Annotated in this window: 18 protein-coding genes and 1 riboswitch; of the genes, 11 read left to right on the top strand and 7 right to left on the bottom strand. The window is 72.0% G+C overall.

Features of this window, described 5'->3' with window-relative positions:
- Window positions 1-27: 27 nt before the first annotated feature.
- Together R2E43_RS06475 and metE are read right to left on the bottom strand one after the other, a co-directional pair.
- Window positions 28-792: a GNAT family N-acetyltransferase gene (locus tag R2E43_RS06475; RefSeq protein WP_332057107.1), complete on the bottom strand. Its 765-nt coding sequence runs from the start codon at window positions 790-792 to the stop codon at window positions 28-30.
- Window positions 793-1045: 253 nt separating this feature from the next.
- Window positions 1046-3364, bottom strand: a complete 2319-nt coding sequence (gene metE / locus R2E43_RS06470; protein ID WP_332055995.1) for a 5-methyltetrahydropteroyltriglutamate--homocysteine S-methyltransferase — start codon at window positions 3362-3364, stop codon at window positions 1046-1048.
- A gap of 178 nt (window positions 3365-3542) precedes the next feature.
- Window positions 3543-3739, bottom strand: a riboswitch (cobalamin riboswitch).
- 700 nt (window positions 3740-4439) lie between these two features.
- On the opposite strand from metE, the gene R2E43_RS06460 reads away from it, so the two are divergent.
- From R2E43_RS06460 to R2E43_RS06440, 5 genes are all read left to right on the top strand, one after another.
- Window positions 4440-5606 (top strand): site-specific integrase, encoded by a 1167-nt coding sequence (locus tag R2E43_RS06460; RefSeq protein WP_332055994.1) that lies wholly within the window; start codon window positions 4440-4442, stop codon window positions 5604-5606.
- 20 nt (window positions 5607-5626) lie between these two features.
- Window positions 5627-6952, top strand: a complete 1326-nt coding sequence (pcaDC, locus tag R2E43_RS06455) for a bifunctional 3-oxoadipate enol-lactonase/4-carboxymuconolactone decarboxylase PcaDC (protein WP_408649137.1) — start codon at window positions 5627-5629, stop codon at window positions 6950-6952.
- A gap of 43 nt (window positions 6953-6995) precedes the next feature.
- Window positions 6996-7631 (top strand): MBL fold metallo-hydrolase, encoded by a 636-nt coding sequence (locus R2E43_RS06450; protein WP_332055992.1) that lies wholly within the window; start codon window positions 6996-6998, stop codon window positions 7629-7631.
- A 54-nt stretch (window positions 7632-7685) separates the two neighbouring features.
- Complete coding sequence (locus R2E43_RS06445; protein WP_011030841.1) at window positions 7686-8465, top strand: exodeoxyribonuclease III; 780 nt, start codon at window positions 7686-7688, stop codon at window positions 8463-8465.
- 83 nt (window positions 8466-8548) lie between these two features.
- Window positions 8549-8956, top strand: a complete 408-nt coding sequence (locus R2E43_RS06440) for a DUF6278 family protein (RefSeq protein ID WP_003972582.1) — start codon at window positions 8549-8551, stop codon at window positions 8954-8956.
- Window positions 8957-9195: 239 nt separating this feature from the next.
- Here R2E43_RS06440 and R2E43_RS06435 read toward each other — a convergent pair whose 3' ends face one another.
- Window positions 9196-10803 (bottom strand): amidase family protein, encoded by a 1608-nt coding sequence (locus R2E43_RS06435; RefSeq protein ID WP_030863007.1) that lies wholly within the window; start codon window positions 10801-10803, stop codon window positions 9196-9198.
- A 232-nt stretch (window positions 10804-11035) separates the two neighbouring features.
- Here R2E43_RS06435 and R2E43_RS06430 point away from each other — a divergent pair, with 232 nt between their 5' ends.
- The 3 genes from R2E43_RS06430 (at window position 11036) to R2E43_RS06420 (ending at window position 14162) form a co-directional block, all read left to right on the top strand.
- On the top strand, window positions 11036-11809 hold the full coding sequence (locus R2E43_RS06430; RefSeq protein ID WP_030863011.1) for a lytic polysaccharide monooxygenase: 774 nt from the start codon (window positions 11036-11038) through the stop codon (window positions 11807-11809).
- Between the two features lie 123 nt (window positions 11810-11932).
- A complete protein-coding gene (locus R2E43_RS06425; protein WP_198652985.1) occupies window positions 11933-12271 on the top strand; it encodes an AMP-binding protein in 339 nt (112 codons plus the stop codon).
- A 103-nt stretch (window positions 12272-12374) separates the two neighbouring features.
- Window positions 12375-14162 carry a glycoside hydrolase family 35 protein gene (locus R2E43_RS06420; RefSeq protein ID WP_332055991.1) on the top strand — a complete coding sequence of 596 codons (1788 nt, stop codon included), beginning with the start codon at window positions 12375-12377 and terminating at the stop codon, window positions 14160-14162.
- A 67-nt stretch (window positions 14163-14229) separates the two neighbouring features.
- Here the strand turns inward: R2E43_RS06420 and R2E43_RS06415 are convergent, their stop codons facing one another.
- Window positions 14230-18282, bottom strand: a complete 4053-nt coding sequence (locus R2E43_RS06415) for an endo-alpha-N-acetylgalactosaminidase family protein (protein ID WP_030863019.1) — start codon at window positions 18280-18282, stop codon at window positions 14230-14232.
- A gap of 226 nt (window positions 18283-18508) precedes the next feature.
- Between R2E43_RS06415 and R2E43_RS06410 the strand changes: the two genes are divergently transcribed.
- Window positions 18509-19594, top strand: a complete 1086-nt coding sequence (locus tag R2E43_RS06410; RefSeq protein ID WP_003972576.1) for a LacI family DNA-binding transcriptional regulator — start codon at window positions 18509-18511, stop codon at window positions 19592-19594.
- A 32-nt stretch (window positions 19595-19626) separates the two neighbouring features.
- On the opposite strand, the gene R2E43_RS06405 is transcribed toward R2E43_RS06410, so the two are convergent.
- Entirely contained in the window at window positions 19627-20211 is a 585-nt protein-coding gene (locus tag R2E43_RS06405) for a TetR/AcrR family transcriptional regulator (protein ID WP_011030848.1), read from the bottom strand.
- Between the two features lie 79 nt (window positions 20212-20290).
- Between R2E43_RS06405 and R2E43_RS06400 the strand changes: the two genes are divergently transcribed.
- Window positions 20291-20989 carry an alpha/beta hydrolase gene (locus R2E43_RS06400; protein WP_003972574.1) on the top strand — a complete coding sequence of 233 codons (699 nt, stop codon included), beginning with the start codon at window positions 20291-20293 and terminating at the stop codon, window positions 20987-20989.
- A 51-nt stretch (window positions 20990-21040) separates the two neighbouring features.
- Here the strand turns inward: R2E43_RS06400 and R2E43_RS06395 are convergent, their stop codons facing one another.
- Entirely contained in the window at window positions 21041-21799 is a 759-nt protein-coding gene (locus R2E43_RS06395) for a hypothetical protein (RefSeq protein ID WP_093457318.1), read from the bottom strand.
- Window positions 21800-21951: 152 nt separating this feature from the next.
- Here R2E43_RS06395 and ggt point away from each other — a divergent pair, with 152 nt between their 5' ends.
- Window positions 21952-23763: a gamma-glutamyltransferase gene (ggt, locus tag R2E43_RS06390; RefSeq protein WP_003972572.1), complete on the top strand. Its 1812-nt coding sequence runs from the start codon at window positions 21952-21954 to the stop codon at window positions 23761-23763.
- Here the strand turns inward: ggt and R2E43_RS06385 are convergent, their stop codons facing one another.
- A complete protein-coding gene (locus R2E43_RS06385; protein WP_003972571.1) occupies window positions 23764-26292 on the bottom strand; it encodes an ATP-dependent Clp protease ATP-binding subunit in 2529 nt (842 codons plus the stop codon).
- Between the last annotated feature and the right edge of the window lie 101 nt (window positions 26293-26393).

Below are 26393 nucleotides of genomic sequence, written 5' to 3'. Positions count from 1 at the left end.
GACGGATGTCCGTGGAGTCGTGGAGGTTCAAGTGTTGATGGCGTGTTCGACGAACTGGCCGCAGGCGCGGAACCCCAGGCGGCGGTACACAGGCTCGCCGTGGGCAGACGCCTGCAGGACCGCGATGTGGTGGTCTCGCTCGCGGGCAGCGTGAAGGGCCGCGAGCGTGATGGCTCCGCCGTAGCCGCGCCGGCGCTGGGCGGCCAGGGTGGAGATGTTGTAGATGCCGGCGACTCCCGCGTGGTGGAACACCTCGGCGGAGCAGACCGGACGGTTCTCCACGTAGCCCACCAGGTACCGGGCCGGGCAGGTCGCGGCCAGCGCCTGGGAGGCAGCCCGGGCGAAGAAGTCACGGACGGTTTCGGCGGGTGGATTCCAGTTCGCGGCGAGGACCGTGGCGTAGTCGGCGAGCTGCTCGGGCGTGGTCACCGTTCGGATGTCCAGACCCGGGACAGAGGGAATCGGCGGGGTGTCGTCCAGCTCGGCCCACATCGCCGTCTCACGCTCGGACACCGGCAGACCGGCCGCGGTCAGACGGGTGGTGACGTCTGTCGGTGTCGAGGCAGGTCCCACCCACCAGGAGAAGCCGCGGCCGGTGCCGGCCAGCGACCCGACGGTCTCGGAGATACGGGCCGCTGCGTCGCCAGCGGTGAAGCGGGCCGCTGCGACGATGTTGAACGTGTCGTCGTCCAGGCCACTGTCGGCGACCAGGAGGTCATCGGTCTCCGTGACGGTCGCACCGGACATGCTCCGGTGCAGATGGCAGGCGTGTTCCGCCAGATTCCGCTCCATCCTGTCCGTCAAGTCGGCTTCATCGAGAAAATAATCATTCATAGGGATTGATCCCAGCACGACCGGACGAAGAACGCATGCCATTTTAGGCGGTGCCACGCCGATGACCAGCACTTTCGATACACGCCCTAGGTGCAGTGACTGCGGGCTGGCCGATGGTGTGCCCCGCCGAGCCATGAGATGAGGTACATCCGTTTCGGGCTGTGCCGCTCACCGGGCCGGAAGCGGTGCCTTCGGTCCGGTGAGCCGGGGGTCAGGAGCGGGACATTTCGTCACGGACGGTGCGGGCGGCTGCCACCAGGTGTTCGAGCGAGGCCCGGGTCTCGGGCCAGGCGCGGGTCTTCAGACCGCAGTCGGGGTTGACCCAGAGCCGTTCGGCGGGGATGGCCCTGAGGCCGGTGCGCAGGAGTTCCGCGGCCTCGTCGGTGCTCGGGACGCGCGGGGAGTGGATGTCGTACACGCCGGGTCCGGCCTCGCGGGGGTAGCCGTGGGCAGCGAGTTCGCGGGCGACCTGCATGTGGGAGCGGGCGGCCTCCAGACTGATGACGTCGGCGTCGAGGTCGTCGATGGCCTGGACGATGTCGCCGAACTCGGCGTAGCACATGTGGGTGTGGATCTGGGTCTGCGGGCGGACGCCGGACGTGGTGAGCCGGAAGGCTTCGGTGGCCCAGTCCAGGTACCCGGCCCGGTCGGCGCCGCGCAGCGGCAGCGTCTCGCGCAGGGCGGGTTCGTCCACCTGGATGACGGACGTGCCCGCGGCCTCCAGGTCGTTCACCTCGTCGCGCAGGGCGAGGGCGACCTGGCGGGCGGTGTCGGCGAGGGGCTGGTCGTCACGGACGAAGGACCAGGCGAGCATGGTGACCGGTCCGGTGAGCATGCCCTTGACGGGGCGGGAGGTGAGGGACTGGGCGTACGTGGTCCAGCGCACTGTCATGGGCTCGGGGCGGGAGATGTCGCCGGCCAGGATCGGCGGGCGGACGTAGCGGGTGCCGTAGGACTGGACCCAGCCGTGCCGGGTGGCGAGGTAGCCGGTGAGTTGTTCGGCGAAGTACTGGACCATGTCGTTGCGTTCGGGTTCGCCGTGCACGAGGACGTCGATGCCGGTCTTCTCCTGGAAGGAGATGACCTCCTGGATCTCCGCCCTGATCCGCTCCTCGTAGCCGGCCGTGTCGATCCGCCCGGCGCGCAGGTCGGCGCGGGCGGCGCGCAGTTGGCCGGTCTGCGGGAAGGAGCCGACGGTCGTGGTCGGCAGCAGCGGCAGCCGGAGGTGGGCGCGCTGGGCGGCGGCACGTTCCGAGTAGGACTGGGAACGGCGCCCGTCGGCCCCGGTGACCGCGGAGGCGCGGGCGCGGACGGCCTGATCGCGGGTGATGGGGGAGTGGGCACGAGAGGCGAGGTCGGCACGGTTCGCCGCCAGGTCGGCGGCGATGGCGTCGGTGCCCCGGGCGAGCCCCCTGGCGAGGGTGACGACCTCGGCGGTCTTCTGCTCGGCGAAGGCGAGCCAGCGTAGGATCTGCGGTTCGATGTCCCGCTCTGCGGCGGTGTCCAGGGGGACGTGCAGCAGGGAGCAGGAGGCGGACACGTCGACGCGGTCGGCCAGGCCCAGCAGCGTGCCGAGCGTGGACAGGGAGGCGGCGAGGTCGTTGACCCAGACGTTGCGGCCGTTGACGACACCGGCGACCAGCCGTTTGCCGGGCAGCCCGCCGACGGAGGCCAGCGTGTCCAGGTTGGCGGCCGCCGCTCCGGTGAAGTCCAGGGCGAGACCGTCGACCGGGGCCTTGGCCAGCATCGGCAGCGCATCGCCGAGCCGGTCGAAGTACGAGGCGACCAGGAGCTTCGGACGGTCGGCAAGACCGCCGAGGTCACGGTAGGCGCGCTCGGCGGCGTTCAGCTCGGCCGGGGTGCGGTCCTGGACGAGGGCGGGCTCGTCCAGCTGGACCCACTCCGCTCCCGCCGCCCGCAGGTCGGCCAGGACCTCGGCGTAAACGGGCAGCAGCCGGTCCAGCAGGGTGAGCGGGTCGAAGTCCGCCGGCACGCCCGGGGCGGGCTTGGCGAGCAGAAGGTAGGTGACCGGACCCACGAGGACGGGCCGGGCGGTCAGGCCGAGCGCGAGGGCCTCCTTCAGCTCACCGACCTGCTTGGCGGAGTCGGCGGTGAACGCGGTGTCGGGGCCCAGTTCCGGGACGAGGTAGTGGTAGTTGGTGTCGAACCACTTGGTCATCTCCAGCGGTGCCACCTCCTGGGTACCGCGCGCCATGGCGAAGTAGCCGTCCAGCGCGTCGCGGGTCACGGCGGAGCGGTGGCGCTCGGGGATCGCCCCGACCATGACCGTGGTGTCCAGGACGTGGTCGTAGTACGAGAAGTCGCCGGTCGGTACCTCGTCGATGCCCGCGTCGGCCAACCGCAGCCAGTTCGTACGGCGCAGTTCGGCGGCCGTGGCGCGGAGGGCGTCGGCGGTTACGCGGCCCTTCCAGTAGCCCTCGACGGCCTTCTTCAGTTCACGGTTTCGTCCCTGGCGGGGGTAGCCGTACACGGTGGCCCGTGCTGCCGCGGCTGCGGACTTCGTGGTCACGGAGATCTCCTTCGCGAGATGAATCCCTGAGATCCCGGGGCCGGGACGAGAACGCGAAGGGGTGACACACCGGGCGTGGCCGACGCTGCGCGACAAGGCAGGTCCGTCCGCCTGGTATGTACGCCGACCCGCCCTCGAGGTCACCGGGATGTCCGCGCACGAACGGTTCGAGCGCGGGCAGTTGGCAGGTCTTCGGACTCGCGGGCACGTCCTCACCGTTCGAGGACCCCTACTGGCCGTCGCTTCCCGGGACCGGTACCTCGAACCCAGTGCGTATGACGGCGGTCGTTCCCGCTCACCGCTGCGGGGCAGTCCCGGATTCCCACCGGGTTCCCTCTTGCGACGCCCCCTCTGGCTGACGGGGCGAACCAGCTGCTGCGGGCAGCCTACGGGCAGTCGGCCCGTCGGGAACGCGGACGTCCGCGATCCGGGCGGTGACCCACATCACGCGTCTGGAACGGCGCTGAGATCGTGGTCCCCGGTCAGGCGACGGTGAGCACCATCGACATGTCCCCGCTCACCAGCGATGTGACCGTCCCAGCCACGACACGCTGGGAGGCCGGAGACCTCGTGCCCTTCACCCTTCACTTCGAGCACAGCGGACGGGCGGAAGCCCGGCCGTGGTCGTCCAGCGGGGAACGGGATACAAGGGCACGCGATGAGGGGACCACGAGGTCTGCCAAGCGCCTGAGCATGCGGGCCACCGGCTGCCCCGAGCCGCGTCGGCTCGGAGGCGGAGCACCGGGAGCTAAACCAGAGGTGGCGGGCGGACTACGCAGGATCCGCCGGGAGGACCCGCACCTGCACAGCATATCGATGGGGTACCCACTCTCATGGGGTACTGACGCCCGGTCCTGGTTGATGACGAGCGGAACATAGACCATGATCGCCGGTTGGCCAAACCGGCGATCACGGCAATCCTTGAAGCAGCTCGTCAGCCCTCGGTCTTGGCTTTCGACATGCGCACAGAAGGCTGTGCAGAAGGGCTCCCACACTCCAAGGAAAGCGAGTAGCCCTGTCTTATCCGATCAAGAAGCTCGCCCCGAACGCCAAGGGGAAGGTTCGGTACCGGTTCGTGGTCGACGCAGGCCCCGACCCGGTCACGGGGAAGCGTAAGCAGCTGACGCGTACCTTCGGGACGCTGAGGGAGGCGAAGGCGGAGTACGCGAGCATCGTGCATCGCCGCTACGAGGCGGCGCGTGCGCCGCTCAGTCAGGTCACGGTGGACGAGTGGCTGGATCAGTGGCTGTCCATGAAGGCCGAGGACCTGGAAGAGAGCACTGCCTACAGCTACACCATGACCTTGGCCCGCGTCCGCGGAAGGCTCGGGCGCATCCGGCTCCAGGACCTCACCGAGGACCATGTCGGGACATGGATGCAATGGGCGCTCCGGGAGGGGCGTGGGCGGGGAGGGAAGCCGGGCACCGGCCTGGGGGCGACCTCGGTCCAGATGTCGCTGGCCCGGCTGAAGGAGGCGCTTGACCGGGCAGTGACACAAGGCTTGCTCCAGGTGAACGTCGCTCGTGAGGTGACCGTTCCCCGTAGGGCACGGAAGGCAGAGCGCAGGGCCAGGGAGGCTGTGCCGCCGTGGAGCGTCGCGGAGGTACGCGCCTTTGTCCGCGCGATCGCAGGTGACCGCCTGCAGGCACCGTTCCTCCTGGCTCTGATGGGTCTTCGGCCGGCGGAAATCTGTGGCATGCGCTGGGCGGACGTCGATCTGGGCGAAGCCACGGTGTCCATCACCAACACCCGGACGGTCATGGGGAACGACATCGTGGTGGAGAAGGACGCCAAGTCGCTCGCCGGTGAGCGGCAGCTTCCGCTACCGGCTCCTGCTGCGGCTGCTTTGACCGCATTCCGGGCTGCTCAGGCAGCCGAAAAGACGGCGGCGGGGCAGGGGTACGAAGACAGCGGCTACGTTCTCGTGGACGCTCGGGGAAGAGCGCTCAACGGGCGGCAACTGCGTGAGCGAGCCTACAAGGTCATGGATCGCAGCGGGCTGCGTCGGGTTCGTCTGTACGACGCACGTGCGAGCTGCCTGACGTACCTGGCGAACCACGGGGTCCCGGACCATCTCCTCGCCCGGTGGGCCGGTCACGCCGACGTCCGGACCACGAAGCGCTGGTACGTGAAGCCGGATGTGGAGGATCTGCGGCCGGCGGCGGACACGTGGGGAGGTCTGGCGAGTGGCTCCGCCCCCGTTCACGAAGAGAAGGTGAGATGTGGGAGCGTGAACGGGTGAGTGAGAAGAACGTCGACAGCATGCAATACCGCTTTGACGGGCCGGAACAGGCCCCGGTCCTCGTCATGGGGCCGTCCCTCGGTGCTACATGGCACATGTGGGACCGCCAGGTGCCCGAACTGGCCCAGCAGTGGCGGGTCTTCCGTTTCGACCTGCCCGGACACGGTGGCGCCCCGGCCCACCCGGCGGGGTCCGTCGCCGAACTCACCACGCGCCTGCTGGCCACCCTCGACGGACTCGGCGTGCAGCGCTTCGGGTACGCAGGCTGTGCGTTCGGCGGCGCCGTCGGCATCGAACTCGCCCTGCGCCACCCCGAGCGCCTCGCCTCCCTCGCGCTGATCGCCGCCTCGCCCCGCTTCGGCACCGCCGACGAGTTCCGCCAGCGCGGCGTGATCGTGCGCACCAACGGGCTCGACCCCATCGCGCGCAGTTCCCCGGAGCGCTGGTTCACCGGCGGGTACGCGGCAGCCCAGCCCGCGATCACCGAGTGGGCCGTGCAGATGGTGCGGACCACCGACCCCGGCTGCTACATCTCCGCCTGCGAGGCCCTCGCCGCGTTCGACGTGCGCGGTGAACTCGGCCGGGTCGGCGTGCCCACCCTGGTCCTCGTCGGCTCCGACGACCAGGTCACCGGCCCCGCCGAGGCCCGAACCCTGGTCGCCGGCATTCCCGACGCCCGTCTCGCGGTCGTCCCCGGCGCCTCCCACCTGGTCCCGGTCGAGCAGCCCGCGGCCGTCACCGACCTGCTGGTACGGCACTTCACCACCGCCTGGCAGGCCGCCCACGACGCCACCTCCACCGGGCAGGTCCCCGTTCCGGTCCACCCCACGGCACACCAGGTCCCGGTCCCGGCCGCCGGGACCCCGGCCGCGCCCGTCCAGCCGGTGCCGGCCGCGCCGTCGCAGGCCGCGCCCATCGCCGAGATCGGCCCGGCACCCGTCGTGCCGCCGCAGACGCAGGGGCGGCCCGACCCGTACGACGCGGGGCTCAAGGTGCGCCGCGAGGTCCTCGGGGACGGGCACGTGGACCAGGCGCTCGCGCAGGCGGACGAGTTCTCCGGGGACTTCCAGGAGTTCCTGACCCGCTACGCGTGGGGGGAGATCTGGGACCGGCCGGGCCTCGACCGGCGCTCGCGCAGCTGTGTCACCCTCACCGCCCTCGTCGCCGGCGGCCACCTGGACGAGCTGGCGCCGCACCTCAGGGCCGCCCTGCGCAACGGCCTCACCCCGGGCGAGATCAAGGAAGTGCTGCTCCAGGCGGCCGTCTACTGCGGGGTGCCGGCCGCGAACGGCGCCTTCCGGGTGGCCCAGCAGGTCATCCGAGAGGAGACGACACCACCGGAGTGAGCCCTGCGGGCCGGAGGCGGGCGGGCGGCGGCAGGATGGGGGCATGAAGCTCACCAAGAAGTCGCACGCCTGTGTCCGCCTCGAGAAGGACGGGCAGACGCTCGTCCTGGACCCCGGCGGGTTCAGCGAGGAGGACGCGGCCCTCGGCGCGGACGCGATCCTCGTCACCCACGAGCACCCGGACCACTTCGACGAGCTGCGGCTGCGCGCCGCCATGGAGGACAACCCGGCCGCGGCGATCTGGACGCTGAGGTCGGTGGCGGAGAAGATCTCGGCGGCCTTCCCGGGCCGCGTCCACACCGTCGGGCACGGCGACACCTTCACCGCCGCCGGTTTCGACGTACAGGTCCACGGCGAGCTGCACGCCGTGATCCACCCGGACATCCCGCGCGTCACCAATGTCGGCTTCCTCATGGACGGCGGCAAGGTCTTCCACCCCGGCGACGCCCTCACCGTCCCCGACCACCCGGTCGAGACGCTGATGCTGCCGGTCATGGCCCCGTGGAACAAGATCGCCGAGGTGATCGAGTACGTGCGGGAGGTCCGGCCGCGGCGGGCCTACGACGTCCATGACGCGCTCCTCACCGACCTCGCCCGCCCCATCTACGACCGGCAGATCGGCGAGCTGGGCGGCTCCGAGCACCTGCGGCTGACCCCCGGCGACTCGGCGCGGCTCTGAGGCTCTGCCCGGGGCGGGACCGCGTTGTCAGTGCCGCCCGGTAGGTTGTGGGACATGCGCATCGCGACCTGGAACGTGAACTCGATCACCGCCCGCCTGCCGAGGCTGCTCGCCTGGCTGGAGAGCAGCGGCACCGACGTGCTGTGCCTCCAGGAGGCCAAGGTCGCCGAGGCGCAGTTCCCCTTCGACGCGCTGCGCGAGGCGGGCTACGAGGCGGCGGTCCACGCCACCGGCCGGTGGAACGGGGTGGCGGTGCTCTCCCGCGTGGGCCTGGAGGACGTGGTCAAGGGCCTGCCGGGCGACCCGGGCTACGAGGGGGTCCAGGAGCCCCGCGCGATCTCCGCCACCTGCGGTCCGGTCCGCGTCTGGTCGGTGTACGTGCCCAACGGCCGCGAGGTGGACCACCCGCACTACGCCTACAAGCTCCAGTGGTTCGAGGCGCTGCGCGCCGCCGTCGAGGGCGACGCCGCCGGCGGCCGCCCCTTCGCCGTGCTGGGTGACTACAACGTCGCGCCGACCGACGACGACGTCTACGACCGCGCCGCCTTCGAGGGCGCCACCCACGTCACCCCGGCCGAGCGCGCCGCCCTCGCCTCCCTGCGCGGCGCCGGTCTGTCCGACGTGGTCCCGCGCCCGCTGAAGTACGACCACCCCTTCACGTACTGGGACTACCGCCAGCTCTGCTTCCCCAAGAACCGCGGCATGCGCATCGACCTGGTGTACGGCAACGAGCCCTTCGCCAAGGCGGTCACCGACTCCTACGTCGACCGCGAGGAGCGCAAGGGCAAGGGCGCCTCGGACCATGCGCCGGTCGTGGTGGACCTGGACCTGTAGCCGCACGCACCGCACACCCACCGCACACATGCCTTCCGCGTGCCCTGTGGTGCACATGGCGGTACGAATGACAGTGTGGAGGTATGAACTTCCCCTTCCTGGGCAAGCGGCGCGAAGATCACCGGGCGCACGACGCGGAGGGCATCGGCGAGCTGCTCGCCGACTGCGATCTGCTGCGCTCGCAGGCGCTGCGGGAGGGGGTCAGGCTCGACGACTCCGCGCTCTCCCTGGAGCAACTGGACCAGGTGCTCCCGCGCTGGCGCAGCGACGAGGAGATCCAGACCTGGCTCGGCAACGACGCCGGTCTGTACCTCGGCACCGTGATCGTGCGCACCGTGCCCGGCGCCGCCTGGAGTATCCGGTCCGACGGGCAGCCGGTCGTCCGGCTCGCCTCCGGCCGGGAGTTCGACGTGGTGGCGAACGGCCATGCGTGGGCGGAGGACGGCGTGCCCGAACTCTCCCAGCTGTACGGAGAGGTCGCCGAAGCGTGAAGTCTTGGCCCTGCTTCCGGTGTAAATAGGGGTTATGACCGAAAGGTGCGTGTCGGCGGCATTGGTGATGTTCGTCTCGATACGTTGCAGTGGTCGGAGGGACATGAACGCACGCGGGACCTACGTGGGGTGCAGCCGGAGATCACTGCTCGCGGACGAGTAGAAGGTCAGCTGCACACCGGCGAGCGACCTCGTCGAGGCGACGCTCGACGACGTGGCGCTCGCCGGTCCGCTCGGGCTCAGTGGGAGGTGCCGGACGGTGCCGAAGGCAGGTACCGGGGCGCCCGCCAGGCGTCCAGGCGGTGCTCCACCGCCGCACCCAGGGACAGCAGTTCGACGTCCTGGCGGTTACCGGCCATGAGGAGCAGCCCGACCGGCAGTTCACCGACGAACCCGGCGGGCACCGACAGTGAGGGGTATCCGGCCACCGCCGCGGGGGTGGAGGACGGGATCACGTCGTTGTCGCCCCGCGCGCAGTCGGTGGTCCACGCGGGCGGGTTCGCCGGGGAGGCGATGGCGTCCAGGTCGTGCGCGGCCATGACCTCGTCGATGGACCGGCGGGACAGGTCCGTCAACTCCGCGCGCATCGCCCGGTACTCCGAGTCGGTGGTGGACGGTGCGGCCAGCGCCTGTTCGAACAGTTCCTGACCGGCGAAGCAGCTCCGCTCCCGCGGGTGGGTGCGGTTGAACTCGATCAGCTCGGCCAGGTCCCGCGGCCCGCTCCGGGTGGCGAGGTAGGCGTCGATGTCCCGGTGGAACTCGCTCAGCAGCGCCGGGAACTCGAGTTCGGCCAGCCGCTCCTGGTACGGCAGGCTCACCTCGACGACCTCGGCCCCGGCGGCGGTCAGCCGCTCGGCCGTACGGGTCATGAGGGCGTCCACCTCGGCGCCGAGCGACGGCAGCCGCCACAGGCCGATCCGCTTGCCGCGCAGGGTGCCGGAACGGCCGACCGCGTCCGTGAAACTCGGAGCGTCACCGGCGCGTACGGTGTCACGGCCGCTCAGCACGGAGAGCGTGAGCGCGGTGTCGATCACGTTGCGGGCCATGGGGCCGGCCGTGTCCTGCTCGGCGGAGATCGGTACGACGCCCGACTGGCTGACCACTCCGAGGCTGGGCTTGAGGCCGACCACGCCGTTCATGCCGGCGGGGCACACGATGGAGCCGTCCGTCTCGGTCCCGATCGCCACCTGCGCCAGCGACGCGGCGAGCGCCGCGGCCGAACCCGAGGACGATCCGCAGGGGTTGCGGTCCAGGACGTACGGGTTGTTGGTCTGCCCGCCCACCGCCGACCAGCCCGAGGTCGGCTTGGCCGCGCGGAAGTTGGCCCACTCGGAGAGGTTGGCCTTGCCGAGGATCACCGCGCCGGCCGCCCGCAGCTTCCCGACCAGGACCGCGTCGGTGTCCGGTGGGCTCCCGGCGAGGGCCAGCGACCCGGCGGTCGTCGGCATGTCACGGGTGTTCACATTGTCCTTGAGCAGGACGGGGATGCCGTCCAGCGGGCCACGGGTCCTGCCGAGGCGGTGTCTGAGGTCGCTGGCGGCCGCCTGGCGCAGGGCCGTCGGGCTGGTGCGCAGCACCGCGTTGATCCTGGGGTCGACGGCCTTGATCCGCCGCAGGTAGGCGAGGGTCAGCCTGAGCGAGGACAACGAGCCCCGGTTCATGCGCGCCTGCAGCTCCGGGATCGTCACCGTGTCCAGGTTCACTCCCTTGACCAGCGTCGACTCGGCGGATCGCGCCGAATCGCCGGGCCGGGAATCGGCGGCCTCGGCCCGTTGACCCGGGGCCGCCGCGACGAGAGCGGCCACGACCAGGAGTGCGGTCAGGGCCGCCGTGCTTCTCTTCTTCATGGCCGACAGCCCACTACACGGGGCCGTCCGGCACAAGAGGCCCCACGGCCACGGCAGTTGTCGCGCACGGCGGGGCCGGGGATGGTGTGCGGCCCCTTGACGCCCCCCACTCCTTCGCTAAGGTCTAGACCTGCACACGTAGGTCTAGACCTGCGGTGCGGGGTTGCCTCATCGGCACCGTCGTAAGCCGGGGCAGGCTGATCCGACGTGGACCGAAGGGAAATGTGATGTCATGCGCATGAAAAGACGAGTGGCCGCTGCCGTGGGAGCGCTGGTCGCTCCCGTGGTGGCCCTGAGTCTGCCGGCGCCCACCGCGAGCGCCCACGGCTGGGTGGTCTCGCCGGGGAGCCGACAGGACCAGTGCGCCAACCGCGTGGTGCAGTGCGGTCAGATCAAGTGGGAACCGGCGAGCGTCGAGGGCCCGAAGGGGCTGCGCAACTGCAGTGGCGGAGACGCCCGGTGGGCCGACCTGGACGACGACGGCAAGGGCTGGCGGGTCACACCGATCGGCACTACGCACACCTTCACCTGGACCATCGAGGCCCGGCACGCCACCAGCAACTGGCAGTACTTCATCGGCGACCAGAAGATCGCCCAGTTCGACGGGCACGGCGCCCTGCCGCCCGCGTCGGTGAGCCACCAGCTGGACTTCGGCGGGTTCAGCGGGCGGCAGAAGGTGCTCGCGGTCTGGAACATCGCCGACACCGCCAACGCCTTCTACGCCTGCATCGACGTCAACATCGGCGGCGGTGACGACGGCGGCGGTGACGACGGCGGCGGTGACGACGGCGGTGGCGGCGATGGCGATGGCGATGGCGGTGGCGACGGCGGCGGCGACCAGCCCGGCGACTGCGTCGCGGGAGCCTGGAGCGCCGGGAGTGTCTACAACGGCGGCGAGACCGTCTCCCACGACGGCCACACCTGGCGTGCCAAGTGGTGGGTGACCGGCGAGGAGCCCGGCACCACCGGCGAATGGGGGGTCTGGGAGGACCTCGGCGCCTGCTGACCGCCGTACCGCTCCAGCTCGGCCCCGGGCCTCGGCCCGGGCCGGCCGGCGTACGCACCGCAAGGTGCGTACGCCGGCCCGCGCCCGTCGTGGGCGGGTCCGGGCGGGCGGCACCTGCTCGGCATGACCCGGCGGGTGGCGGCCGCTCCGCGGCAGCACGGCGTCGGCCCGGGCCGTGGCCCGGCCCTGTTGCACGGCGTCGGCCCGGAGGCCTTCGCCGCCGTCATCGCCGCGTACACGGTCGGAGCCCGCGTCGTCGGCGTACGGCCCGGCACGACGGACCACCAGCGTGCGGCCCTCCCGCGTGACGCCGAGGTCACGGTCACGGTCACGGACGGTCCGGCGCACCGGACGGAACGGACCCCCGGCCGCCGGGGCCCCGAACGGGATGCGGGTGGGATCGATGATGAGATCGATATCAGGGACAAGGAACCGCCGTCGCCGATGTTCACCGTCGAGTGATCGCTCGGCGATTGGCATCGATAACATCATCTGTCATAGTCACAGCTACCGATGGCCGGCCCGGTTTCCGGTCCTCCGCGCCACCCCCTGCCAAGGAGGAGCTATGAAGCGGTCCACCCTGTCGTACACCGACGGCACCCTCCTGCGGAACGGGCGCCCGCACCGTCTGCTGGCGGGCTCGCTGCACTACTTCCGGGTGCACCCCGGGCACTGGGCCGACCGGCTCCGGCGGCTGGCCGCCCTCGGCCTGAACGCGGTCGACACCTACGTCCCCTGGAACTTCCACGAGCGCACCGCGGGCGACATCCGCTTCGACGGCCCGCGCGACCTGGCCCGGTTCATCCGGCTCGCCCAGGAGGAGGGGCTGGACGTCGTCGTGCGGCCGGGCCCCTACATCTGCGCCGAGTGGGACAACGGCGGTCTGCCCGCCTGGCTGACCGGCACTCCCGGCATGCGGCTGCGCACCTCCCACGGCCCCTACCTCGAAGCGGTCGACCGCTGGTTCGACGCGCTCGTCCCGCGGATCGCGGAACTCCAGGCCGGCCGGGGCGGACCGGTCGTGGCCGTGCAGATCGAGAACGAGTACGGCAGCTACGGCGACGACCGGGCGTACGTCCGCCACATCCGGGACGCCCTCGTCGCCCGGGGCATCACCGAACTGCTCTACACCGCGGACGGGCCGACCCCGCTGATGCAGGACGGCGGCGCCCTGCCCGGCGAACTGGCCGCGGCGACCTTCGGCTCACGCCCCGACCGGGCCGCGGCGCTGCTGCGCTCCCGCCGGCTCGCAGAGCCCTTCTTCTGCGCCGAGTTCTGGAACGGCTGGTTCGACCACTGGGGCGACAAGCACCACGTCCGGCCGGCCCCGAGCGCGGCCGAGGACCTCGGCGGCATCCTCGACGAGGGCGGCTCCGTGAGCCTCTACATGGCGCACGGCGGCACCAACTTCGGACTGTGGGCGGGCGCCAACCACGAGGGCGGTACCATCCGTCCGACCGTCACCAGCTACGACTCGGACGCCCCCATCGCCGAGAACGGCGCCCTGACCCCGAAGTTCTTCGCCCTGCGGGACAGGCTGACCGCGCTCGGCACCGCCGCGACCCGGCGCCCGCTGCCCGCCGACCCACCGCTGCTGGCACCCCGCGACCTGCCGGTCCTCCGGCAGGCGGCCCTGCTCGACGCCCTGCGGGCGACGGCCGAACCCGTGACCGCACCGCTGCCGCTGAGCTTCGAGGAACTGTCCCTGGCCTCGGGCCTGGTCCTCTACGAGGCCGAGCCGCTGCTGCCGCCGGGGGAGCACGAGGTGACCGTCACGGGTCTGCACGACCGCGCCCAGGTCTTCGCCGACGACACACCCGTCGCCGTACTGGACCGCGAGAGCGCCTCGTTCACCGTCACCGGCACCGGAGCACGGGTCCGGCTGGCGCTGCTGGTGGAGAACCAGGGACGGATCAACTACGGTCCGCTGCTCGGCCAGGGCAAGGGCATCCTCGGCGGGGTGCGGGTGGAGCGCCGGCTGGTGCACGGCTGGACGATGCGTCCGCTGCCGCTCGACGCGTGGACGGGGCGGGACACGGCACGCGCCGCGGCGGCGGCCCCCTCGGACGGCCGGGCCGGATTCGCCACCGCCGTCCTGCCGGTGGCCGAGCCCGCGGACGCCTTCGTCGCGCTGCCCGGGTTCGGCAAGGGCTTCCTCTGGGTCAACGACACCCTGCTGGGCCGCTACTGGGAGATCGGCCCCCAGAGCACGCTCTACCTGCCCGGTCCGCTCCTGCGCCCCGGCGACAACACCCTGACCGTGCTGGAACTCGAACGCCTCGGCGACCGCGTCGCCCTGCGCGAGGGCCCCGACCTCGGACCGTCGGAGGAGTACGTCGAGACCTTCGACTGACGCCCCGGGCCAACGGCGGCCGGGTGCGGCCCGCCCCCGAGGAGGGCGAGCCGCACCCGGCCATGTCTCAGCGGGCGTCGGCGGGGCGTTCGCCCGGCGGGTATCCCGTGGGCAGGTCCACGGGCACGCCGTACACGCGCATCTCCGCGGCGGCCGCGTAGGGCTGCCCGTTGAGCGCGTCGAGGGCGGTGAAGCGCACGTAGGAGGCGCGGACCCGGTCGAAGGAGACGCGCTGGGTCTGCGGGACGTCCTTCAGGGTGCCGGTGGCCACCGTCGTCCACGCCTCGCCGTCGTCCGACACGGCGACCTCGTAGTCGGCGACGCGTCCGTTCGGGCCCCCGCTCTGCCGGCCCAGGTACCCGAACCCGTCGACGTCGGCGGCGCCGCCGAGCTTCAGCGTCACCCAGTGCGGATACGGCGCCTGGGAGGTGGTGTAGTCGGTGTGCCAGATGGTGCCGGCGTCACCGTCGAGGACGTTGGACACCGGCCCTTCGGCGGCGCCCGACGAGGTGTTCTCCGAGTCGGCGGTCGCGGTCGTCGAAGCCGGGGCCAGTACCGGTTCGTCGGTCACCGCGGCGCGGGCCCCGGAGGAGACCGTCCTGGTGGCTCCCTCGTGTGCGTAGGCGGCCGTCACCTGCCACGTGGCGGAGGTGCCGGCCGTGCCGGCGGGCGGGGTGAGGAGCCAGGTGGTGCGCACGGTCGCGCCCGGCTGCACGCGCTCGAAGAGATTGCCGTCCTTCTCCTTCACCTCGGCCTTCCAGCCTTCGGGCAGACCCTGGAGGGCGATGCCCACGTTCTCGGCGCCGGCGGACTCGTGGTTGGTGAACGCCGTGACGTACTCACCGGGGACCCCGGGGCTCAGTTCGGCGCCGGACGGGGCCGTGACAGCGGCGCAGGCGGCCCCGGTGTCCGCCTCGCCGAGGTCGGTCACCGTGAAGTCGTCGAGGACGAGATCGGTGCCCCGGGCGCTGCCGAGTCTGCGCAGCCCGACCCAGGTGTCCCCGCAGCCGGCGACGAACTCGCGGGAGTAGGCCGCCGTGTCCAGGGCGGGTGCCAGGACGTCACGGGCGATGTCGCGCGAGGTCGTCGTCCCGTCGGCGACCCGGTCCGCGCCGGTGACCCAGGCCCACTGGCCCTCGACGTTGGTCTGGTACGAGAAGGAGACCCGGTACCGGTGGCCCTCCTCGAACGGCACGGTGGCAGGGGTCGTGCGGTGGACCAGCCCGGTGTTCTCGGCGTGGGACTTCAGCGAGTGCCGGCCCGCGAGCACGTCGTCGACGGCCCTGCCCTTCAGCGCGCCGGTGTCGTAGGGCGAGTAGGTGTTCTTCCACTCCTTCTGGCTGTAGGGCGCGTGCAGGTCGCTGATGCTGGTGCGGGGGTCGGTGACGCCGCCGGCGTCGCCCTTGACGAACGGTCCCCAGCCGGGCCGGTTGCCCTCGAAGTCGTCGTGGGCGACGACCGTGCCGTCCTGGGAGCGGGGGAGCGGAGCGGTGGTGTCCACCATGACCCGTACGTCGTCCAGGACCACCGGGGCGCCACCGGCGACCGCCCCGAGCTCCACGGTGACCGTGCCGTCGCGCGGCGCGGTGAAGGAGACCGAGGCCCGCTGGGAGTACGTGTCCCGTTTCTCGTCGGACGCCATCCTGTTCCGCGCCGGCGTGATGTCGAAGGTCCTGGCCTCGCTGTCCTTGCCGCCGCGTACCCGCAGCGTCGTCTCCCGGCGCTCGCCGGGGCCGATCCCGACGTCCGCGCCGAGCGTGTACCGCTCGCCCGGGGTCAGGCCGCGGACCCGCTGCGCGATGCCCGAGGCGTCCTCGCCCAGGCGGACCACGTTGTCCCCGTTGCCGGCCCGGACGATCTCCGCGTCGCCGCGCGCGTTCCAGGCGTCGAGGTCCCCGCCGTTGAAGCCGGGGTCGGACAGCCCGGTGAACTCGCCGTAGTGGGCGTCGCGGTGCGGTGCCCTGCCGCCGTTCGGCACGAGGACGTAGGGCTGCCCCTTCTCGGCGGTGAGGGTCACCCGCCCCTCGTGGGCCGTCACCCGGGCCTTCTCCGCCCGGCCCTGGTCGGTGAGTTCGTAGAGGGTGAAGTCCTCGGTGCCCGCGAACTGTCCGGTCAGTTCGAAGGTGTGCTCGCCGCCGGAGGCGCTGTAGAAGTACATCTTGTCGGCGTCGCGGGGCGACGAGGTGCCGTCGCCCTTCCCGGCGTTCTGCCAGGGCAGCAGGTAGGTGTCGCCCTTGAGGACCTCGGTGCCGTCCATGGAGATCCGCCGCTCGCCGTCGACGGACTTCACGTCCACCCCGCCGGTGAGCCTCGCGGACCTGCCGCGGTCCCAGTCCAGCACCTGGAAGTGCTGGAGGAACTTGGTCGGCAGGTTGTCGGTCCAGATGTTGCGGTAGAAGGCGTTCCAGTCGTCCTGGCCGGTCCAGCCCTCGAACTCGACGACGCTCGCGCCGCCGAGCAGCGGGTCCACGTTCCACACGTCGCGGTCGGCGTTGGCGATGAACCGGACGATGTCCGAGTTGATGCCCTTGTTCGTGGCGCCGCCGTAGTTCTTGTCGGCCGCCCAGTGCGACCACACCGAGGTGCCCTCGAACTTGTACGCCCACTCGGTGGCGACCTCGAAGCCCATCTCACGCAGCCCGGCGGCGAGACCGTCGGCCAGCCAGCCGCTGGAGTAGTAGGCGTCGATGTAGACGGTTCTGATGCCCGGTGCCTCCTTGCGGAGCTGCTTGAAGCGGTCGAGGACGGCGCCGGTGCCCAGGTCCTTGCGCTGGTCGATGTGGTAGGCCTGGTTGAGCCAGTCCCAGCCGTCGGCCTGGCCCGCGACCATGTCCTCGGTGAAGGTCCTGGCCTGGGCGTAGGCCTCCGTGGCGTTGACGTGGACGGCGAAGTCCGCGTTGTAGCCGGCTCCCGTCCGGGTGAGGCGGTTCAGGTCCTTCCAGCCGCCCGCGCGGACGTTCTCGTTGCCGCCGTAGTCGGGGTGGGCGGAGTCGTGGCCCTCGCTCGCGTACCCCTTCTCCAGCACCCACTGCCCGAGGTCGTCGGTGGCCATGGAGATGCGCTTGGTGTTGTCCAGCGTCTTCAGGAACGGGTTGGTGGCCTGGCTCGCGAAGTTGAACGGGATGCGCTGGACCACGCGTTCGGGCACCCGGTCGGCGCCGAGCGGGCGGCGCATGTGCTCCCGGTGGGCGATGGCGCCGTCCTGCCAGTCGACCGTGCCGTCCCGGTTGGCGTCTGCGGCGAGGACCACCGTCGCCCGGGGCAGCTCGTAGGTGTCGACCCGTGGATCGGTGGCGCCCTCGGGGTGGTAGGTGTACGTGCCGGCCGACAGCTCCGCCCGGCGCCGTCCTTCGCCCTCGTCGACGATGCGGGACTGCAGGCGGGTGTTCCAGTCGGTGTTGTCGTCCTGCGGCGAGTCCTCGGTCGCGTTGGTGATGATGCCCGCCGACAACTGCGCGTTGCCGACGAACGCGTACGGGGTGCCGACGGGCCCCTTGTCCGGGGCGGTGTCGCCGGTGACGGGGACGAAGCGGTCGGCGGTCGTCGTCGAGTCGGTGGAGATCTTCGTCCGGGCGAGGTTGGCGCCCGGCTCGGCGGAGTCGACGGAGACGAGGGACTGGCCGGGGATCGCGAGGGTGCGCACGCCCGGCGCGGCCTCGCCCGAGATCTTCTCGACGGCGAAGACGACCGTCGTCTCCTTGGTGACCGTGATGCTGGAGGTGATCGTGAGACCGGGCAGGTCCTCGAACGTGGAGGTGTAGACCGCCCTGCTGCCCTTCGCCTTCACGGTGGTGGTGGCGCGGTGGCTCTCGCCGTTGACGGTGAAGCCGTCCAGCGCCGTTGCCCGCCCGTCGAGTCCGCGCCGGCCCAGCCGGTAGGAGATCACCTGGGGGAACTCCTTCGCCACGGTGACGGTCAGCCCGCCCCGGCTCAGTTCCACCGGCGTCGGTGCCCCCGCGGGCGCCGCAGCGGCAGCGGGGCGGGGCGGGGCCGCGCCCGCGGGCAGGGCGGCGGCCGACAGCAGGCCCGCGGTGAGGCCCAGCGCCGCGACGACGGCGCCGTGCCGCCGGACCCGTGCGCGTCCGGTTGGGGGAGATGATGAGCCTGTCGAGGTGTCCACTCTGACCGATCGCTTCGGTGTGATCGCTGCCATCTCGTTGCCGCTCGCCTTTCTCCGCGCCGACAGAGGCGTCTTCAGAGAAACTTGATCCACGCGAGGTCCGCGTTGGCGGGAACTATGGCAGAGGATGTTATCGATGCCAATGGGTCGTGCCTGGCTAGACTCCGAGGTGGGTCCATTACCTGCGACGGCGGCCGGAGCCGCCGTTCTTGTGGAGAGGCGAGCGATGTCATCGGAAACGCCGGCCGCCGACGGGGCGCCCGTGAGCAGGCGGACGGCCGACGACGGTGCCGCCCGGCAGCCCGGCATGGCCGACGTGGCGCGGCTCGCCGGGGTCTCCGCCCAGACGGTCTCCCGTACGCTGGCCGGCCATCCCAACGTCCAGCACACCACCCGGGCCAAGGTGCTCGCCGCGGTCGAGGAGCTGGGCTACCGCAAGAACAACGCGGCGCGGATGCTGTCCTCGGGGCGCAGCCGCACGATCGGCGTCGTGACGCTGCGGACCACCTTCTACTCCCGCGCGAACCTCCTCTTCGGCATCGAGGCCGCGGCGCGCGAGGCCGGGTACGCGGTCAGCACCGCCGCCACGGCGTCCCTGGACACCGCGGCGATCGAGAGCGCGCTGTCCCGGCTGGCGGAGCAGGACGTCGAGGGGGTGGTCCTCTCGGTGCCGCTGGTGCACGTGAGCCCAAGGATCGAGCGGCTCACCCGCTCGGTGCCGACCGTCACCGTCGACGGGTCGAGGACACCGGCCACCGAGATCGTCGCCGTCGACCAGACCCTGGCGGCAAGGCTCGCGACCCGGCACCTGATCGAGCTGGGCCACAAGGCCGTCTGGCACGTGTCGGGGCCCCAGGAGTGGCTCGACGCGGCCAGTCGCTGCGCCGGCTGGCGCGACACCCTCGAAGAGGCGGGACTGTCCGTGCCACCGGTGCTGGAGGGGGACTGGACACCCGCCTCCGGCTACCGCAACGGCCTGGTCCTGGGCAAGATCCCCGACGTCACCGCGGTGTTCGTGGCCAGCGACGAGATGGCCTTCGGAGTGATCCGGGCCCTGCACGAACTCGGCCGCAGGGTGCCCGAGGACATCTCCGTCGTCGGGGTCGACGACATCGCGCTCGCCGAGTACTGCTCGCCCTCACTGACCACGGTGGCCCAGCCGTTCGCCGAGATGGGAGCCCTCGCGGTCGCCCACCTGCTGCGGCACATCGCGGACCCGGACGCGGCCCCCGAGCCCGCCTCCGTCGAACCCGTGCTGGTCGTGCGCGCCAGTACGGCGGCGGTCGACGGCCCGGCGGCACGCCGGTCCTGACCGGCACGGGCGCGCCGCCCGGGTGACGTCGCTCAGGACTCGCCGTGGGCGTCGCGGGCCTGAGTCCCGGTGACGAGAACGAGTGCGGCGAGGAAGTCCTCGAAGGCCCGGTCGGCTCTCGCCACGTCACCCGTGGTCTCGATGTCCATGATGAGGCCGCGGACGACCGCCAGTACGAGCGTGGCGAGTTCGGGACGGCCGATGCTGCGCATGCCCTCCTCGAACGGCCGCAGCCAGTCCGTGGTGGACTCGCGGCGGAAGTCCGGCCACAACCGCTGCTCGGCATCCTCGCGGAGTCTGCCGAACATGGTGAGGTACGGCCGGCCGGCCGGGCCGGTCATGACCCGCCAGGCTCGCCGCAGCGTGCTCGGGTAGGGCTCGTCGGGCCGGGGGGCGACCAGTTCGCCGAAGAAGTCGCGCTGACGTCGCCGCGCCCGCCGCAGGGTCTCCCGCAGCAACGCGTCCCGGGTGCCGAAGTGGTAGATGAGCATCCGGGCCGACGTGCCGGAGGCGGCCGCGAACGGCTCGAGGCGGCCGGGAAGCCCGTGCGCGAGCGCGTGGTCGACGCAGGCGTCGAGGATGCGGTCGCGGATCTCGGGCTGCTTGTGTCGACCCATCGCCGCACTTTTTCACGTAACCGCGGCTACGTCTACCGTTGACCGGAGGGCTTGGCGCCCGGGATTCAAGGAGGAAGAGATGCGCGTGGTGTTCGTGCACGGGGCCTGTGTGCGTGACGGGTCGTGGTGGTGGCACCTGGCGGCCTCGGCCCTGCGCGGGCACGGTGTCGGCAGCACCGCCCCGGCGCTGCCGAGCTGCGGCGAGGGCGACCGGCCGGCCGGTCCGCAGGGCCCCGGGCTGGCCGAGGACGTCGCCGCGGTGCGCGCGGTGCTCACCGAGTCGGACCAGCCGATCGTGGTGGTGGCCCACAGCTACGGCGGAATCGTCGCCGCCGAGGCGGCCGCGGGCGTGGCAGCGGTGCGCCACCTGGTGCTGGTGTCGAGCTACCTGCCCGAGCCCGGCGAGTCGCTGTCGACGTTCGGGGCCGACGTACCGCCGCCGTTCCTGGACTTCGACCCCGACGGCGGCACGTTCGGCGCCCGGCCGGAGCTGTTCGCCGAGACGTTCGCCCAGGACTGCCCGCCGGACCTCGCCCGCGACGCGGCGGCCCGTCTGGTCCGGCAGACGCTGGCCGTGACGCGGCAGCCCGTTCGGGCGGCGGCGTGGCACGACGTGTCCACGACGTACGTGGTGTGTACCGAGGACCGCGGCACCCCCGTGGCCGCGCAGCGCGAGTTCTCCCGCCGTGCGGACAGGGCCGTCGAGGTGGAAGCGGGCCACCACCCGTTCCTGTCGCGGCCACAGGCCGTGGCCGACCTCGTCCGACACCTGCCGTGACCGCGACCGAGGGCATGCGCGGCACTGCGGGCGACCGACCCGGAGCGGTGTTCAGGCCCGGTGGGAGTTGCGGGAGGCGGGTGCCGGGGTCGGGAGGGGGCTGGTCGCCGCCCGGGTGACGTCGCCGACCAGCTCGACCACGTCCGGGCCGTACGCCTGTGAGTTGACGACCTTGAGCAGCAGCACGAAGGAGTTGTTGCCGTGCTTGCGGGCCAGCTTCTCGTGGTGCCGGGCGAGGTAGCGGGTGGCGGCCTGGTTGGTGATCGCGCGCTGGCCGCAGAACAGGAAGGCGGGCCGGGCCTCGCGCCGGTCCCCGGCGGTGAGGCGGGCCAGCAGCACGTACTCCGTGACACCCGCCTCCAGCCGGTAGCGCTCACTGCCGATCTGGAAGGCGCCCCGGTCAAGACCGGGCTCCGGGTCGACGTTCACCCGCACCCCGGGCAGCATCGCCGCCATGTGGGCGACCATGCGCCGGTTCGAACCGGGCCCGCCCACACAGAACTCCGTACGTTCGCCGAAGCCCTGGCCGACCATGTCCTGGGTGACCACCTGGACGTGCGCGCCGCAGTCCTTGACCAGCGCGGCGAGTTCCAGCAGCGCGAAGACGTCGAAGCGGTGGACCGCCGGTTCGGAGGCGGCCGGGTCCCGGTTGACGACGAGCAGCGACTCGGAACCGTCCGGCAGCCCGAGGAACGCCTGCTTCCGCCGGAGCTTGCGCTTCCACAGGTAGGTGCGGGCGAGCCAGCCCAGCGTGGCGCTGATGCCCGCCGCGAGCACACCCAGGACGATGTTGCGTACGTCGTCAGTCATGGGCGCGCATGCTAGCGGGCGTCGACGTACCTGTGTTCGACGGGGCGCGGGGGCTCCGGGCGCATCCGGGTGCATCCGGGTGCGTCGTGTGCTCCTGACGCGACCATGACGATCAACTAAGCTGCCCGAACGGCCTTTCCCTGGAGGTGCGGATGCGTCGCCCTGTCGCACGGAATCTGACGGTCCTGGCGGTCTCGGCCGCCGTGGTGGTGTCGGTGGGAGCGGCCGCGCCGCCCACGGCCCGGCACCACCGGCCCGCTCCGAAGACCCCGGTCGCCGTCGGGTACGGGGGCGCGGTCTCCAGCGTCGACCGGGACGCGTCCGCCGCCGGTGTCGAGGTGCTCCGCAAGGGCGGCAACGCCGTCGACGCGGCCGTGGCCACCGCCGCGGCGCTGGGCGTCACCGAGCCCTACTCCGCCGGGGTCGGGGGCGGCGGCTACTTCGTCTACTACGACGCCGAGTCCCGCACCGTGCGCACCATCGACGGCCGCGAGACCGCGCCGCTGACCGCCGACGAGAAGCTCTTCACGGAGGACGGCAAGCCGCTCGCCTTCGCCGACGCCGTCACCAGCGGCCTGTCCGTGGGCACGCCGGGCACCCCGGCCACCTGGCAGACCGCCCTGGACCGGTGGGGCAGCCGCAAGCTCGCCTCGGTCCTGAAGCCCGCCGAGCGGCTGGCCCGGCACGGCTTCACCGTCGACGAGACCTTCCGCTCCCAGACCGCCGCCAACGAGCAGCGGTTCCGCTACTTCCCGGACACCGCCGAGCTGTTCCTGCCCGGCGGTGAACTCCCGGCCGTCGGCTCCACGTTCAAGAACCCGGACCTGGCCCGCACGTACCAGGAGCTGGGCCGCGAGGGCGTCGGCGCGATCTACCGCGGCGCGCTCGGCGAGGACATCGTCGACACCGTCAACAAGCCGCCCGTCGACCCGGACTCGGGCTGGAACGCGCGCCCCGGCGACCTGTCCGCCAAGGACCTCGCGGCCTACGAGGCCAAGCTCCAGGCGCCGACGAGGACCTCGTACCGCGGCCTGAACGTGTACTCCATCGCCCCCTCCTCCTCCGGCGGCACCACGGTCGGCGAGGCCCTCAACATCCTGGAGCGCACCGACCTGTCCACCGCGGACAAGGCCGGTTACCTGCACCGCTACATCGAGGCCAGCCGCATCGCGTTCGCGGACCGCGGGCGCTGGGTCGGCGACCCCGCCTTCGAGGACGTACCGGCGAAGGAGCTGCTGTCCCAGCGGTACGCCGACTCCCGTGCGTGCCTGATCAAGGACGACGCGGTGCTCACCAGCCCCCTCGCCCCCGGCGACCCGCGGCACCCGGCCCCCTGCGCGGGCGGCGGGACGGCGGCGCCGACGACGTACGAGGGCGAGAACACCACGCACCTCACGGTGGCCGACAAGTGGGGCAACGTCGTCGCCTACACGCTCACCATCGAGCAGACCGGCGGCAGCGGCATCACCGTGCCGGGGCGCGGCTTCCTGCTCAACAACGAGCTGACGGACTTCTCCTTCGCCCCGGCCAACCCGGCCGTGCACGACCCGAACCTGCCCGGACCCGGCAAGCGCCCCCGTTCCTCGATCGCCCCGACGATCGTGCTGGACCGGCACCACGAGCCGGTGGTGGCACTCGGCTCGCCCGGCGGCGCCACCATCATCACCACCGTGCTCCAGACCCTCACCGGCTTCCTCGACCGCGGACTCCCGCTCGTCGACGCCATCGCCGCGCCGCGCGCCAGCCAGCGCAACGCCGCGCAGACCGAACTCGAACCCGGCCTCTACGACAGCGGCGTACGGGCCGAACTGGAGGCCCTCGGGCACTCCTTCAAGCTCAACCCCGAGATCGGCGCCGCGACCGCCGTGCAGCGGCTGCCGCACGGCAAGTGGCTGGCCGCCGCGGAGAAGGTGCGGCGCGGCGGCGGCTCGGCGATGGTGGTCGAACCGGTGCGGCGGAGGTAGTCACGGTTCGGGGACGGGCCGCTCCGGCGTGCGGAACGCCAGCCGCCCGTCCTCGACGTCGACCGTCACCCGGCCGCCCTCCGCCACCCGGCCGTCGAGCAGCAGCCGGGACAGCTCGTTGTCCACCTCGCGCTGGATGGTGCGGCGCAGCGGCCGGGCACCGTACTCGGGCTGGTAGCCGCGCTCGGCGAGCCAGTCCACGGCCGCGTCGGTGAAGTCGACGGTGACGCCCTGCGCGTGCACCATGCGACGGGTCTGCTCCAGGAGCAGGCTGGTGATCTGCCGCAGCTGCTCGCCGCTGAGCTGGCGGAAGACCACGATCTCGTCGACGCGGTTGAGGAACTCGGGCCGGAAGTGCTCCCGCAGCGGGCGCAGCACCTGCTCGCGCCGGGCTTCCTCGTCCGCCTCCGCACCGCCCGCGCCGAAGCCGATGCCGGCACCGCGCCGGGTGATCACGTCGGAGCCCAGGTTGCTGGTCATCACGACGACCGTGTTGGAGAAGTCCACCGTCCGGCCCTGCGAGTCGGTCAGCCGCCCGTCGTCCAGGACCTGGAGCAGGATGTTGAAGACGTCGGGGTGCGCCTTCTCCACCTCGTCCAGCAGGAGCAGCGAGTACGGGTGCCGGCGCACCACCTCGGTGAGCTGACCGGCCTCCTCGTGCCCGACGTAGCCGGGCGGGGCGCCGACCAGGCGGCTGACGGTGTGGCGCTCCTGGTACTCGCTCATGTCGAGGCGCACCATCCGGTCCTCGCTGCCGAAGAGCGCCTCGGCCAGTGCCCGGGCCAGCTCGGTCTTGCCGACGCCGGTCGGGCCGAGGAAGAGGAAGCTGCCGATGGGCCGGTCCGCACTGGACAGCCCGGCGCGGGAGCGCAGCACGGCGTCGGAGACGACCCGTACCGCCTCGTCCTGGCCGACGACCCGCTCGTGCAGGTGGGACTCCAGGCCCAGCAGGCGGTCCTTCTCCTCCTGGGTGAGGCTGCTGACCGGGATGCCGGTCTGCCGGGAGACCACCTCGGCGATGGACTCGGTGTCCACGACCAGGTCGAGGCCCTCGTCGGCCTGGCCGTCGCCGGTGGCCTCGGTGATGCGCTGCTTCAGCCCGACGATCCGGTCCCGCAGCTGGGTCGCCTGCTCGTACTGCTCGTCCGCGACCGCCTGGTCCTTGTCCCTCACCAGCTGGTCGACCTCGCGCTCCAGGGCCCGTACGTCGGTGCCCTTGGTGCGCGCCCGCAGCCGCACGCGGGCGCCCGCCTGGTCGATCAGGTCGATGGCCTTGTCGGGCAGGCGCCGGTCGGTGAGGTAGCGGTCGGACATCTCCACGGCCGCGACCAGCGCCTCGTCGGTGTAGCGGACCTGGTGGTGGGCCTCGTAGCGGTCGCGCAGGCCGCGCAGGATCTCGATCGCGTCGGCGGTGGTGGGCTCCGGCACCAGGATCGGCTGGAAGCGGCGGGCGAGGGCCGCGTCCTTCTCGATCCTGCGGTACTCCTCCAGCGTGGTGGCGCCCACGATGTGCAGCTCGCCGCGGGCCAGGGCCGGCTTGAGGATGTTCCCGGCGTCCATCGACCCGCTCTCGCCGCCGCCACCGGCGCCGACGACGGTGTGCAGCTCGTCGATGAAGATGATCAGCTCGTCGGAGTGGGCGCGGATCTCGCCCACGATGTTGTTCATCCGCTCCTCGAAGTCGCCCCGGTAGCGGGTGCCCGCGACGACGCCCGTCAGGTCGAGCGCGACCACCCGGCGCCCGATCAGCACGTCCGGCACGTCGCCGTCGGTGATGCGCTGGGCGAGCCCCTCCACGATCGCGGTCTTGCCGACGCCGGCGTCCCCGATCAGGACGGGGTTGTTCTTGCCGCGCCGGGAGAGCACCTCGACGGTCTGCTCGATCTCCTCCTCACGCCCGATCACCGGGTCGATCCGGCCCTGCTGCGCCAGATCGGTGAGGTCGCGGCCGTACTTGTCGAGGGTCGGCGTGTTCGTGGTCCGGGCGCTCTCGGTACGGCCCTTCGCGGCCTCCGGCGTCTCCGTGGGCAGGTTCGAGGGCGCGAAGCGGGCCGCGTTCAGGATGTGCCCGGCGGCCGAGTCGGGGTTGGCGGCCAGGGCGCTGAGCACGTGTTCCGGGCCGATGTACCCGGTGCCGGTGGAGCGGGCCAGCTCGTGCGCGTCCAGCAGGGCACGCTTGACGGCCGGGGTGAGCGAGAGCGACGTGGGCGGCGGGACCTCGCCCGGCGGGTGCTGCACCGGTCCGGTCCGCTCGTCGATCTGCGAGGCCAGCGAGTCGGGGTCGGCACCGGCCCGGCTGAGCAGCCCCCGGGTCGGCTCGGTGGCGAGCGCGGCCCGCAGCAGGTGCTCGGTGTCCAGGTCCCGGCTGCCGTGCTCGGCGGCGTACTGGGCGGCGCCGCGCACCAGCTCCCGGGCGGGCTGGCTGAGCAGCCGGCCGATGTCGATCTGCCGGGGCCTGGGCCCGCCGAAGAAGCGTGCCAGGAACTCCGCGAACGGGTCGCCCTCCGGGCCCATGTAGCCGCTGGTCATGGTGTACGGACCTCCGCTGCATCGCTGATCGACGTGCCGGGGCCGGGTAACCCGGCAGGCATGCGGTCATGCCCAACATGACACGTTCTGTTCCGGCGGGC

Origin of the sequence: Streptomyces violaceoruber, assembly GCF_033406955.1 — a bacterium.
GTDB classification, from domain to species: Bacteria; Actinomycetota; Actinomycetes; order Streptomycetales; family Streptomycetaceae; genus Streptomyces; species Streptomyces violaceoruber.
Note: the sequence above shows the minus strand (reverse complement) of the source record. Positions and strands in the feature narration are given on the sequence as shown.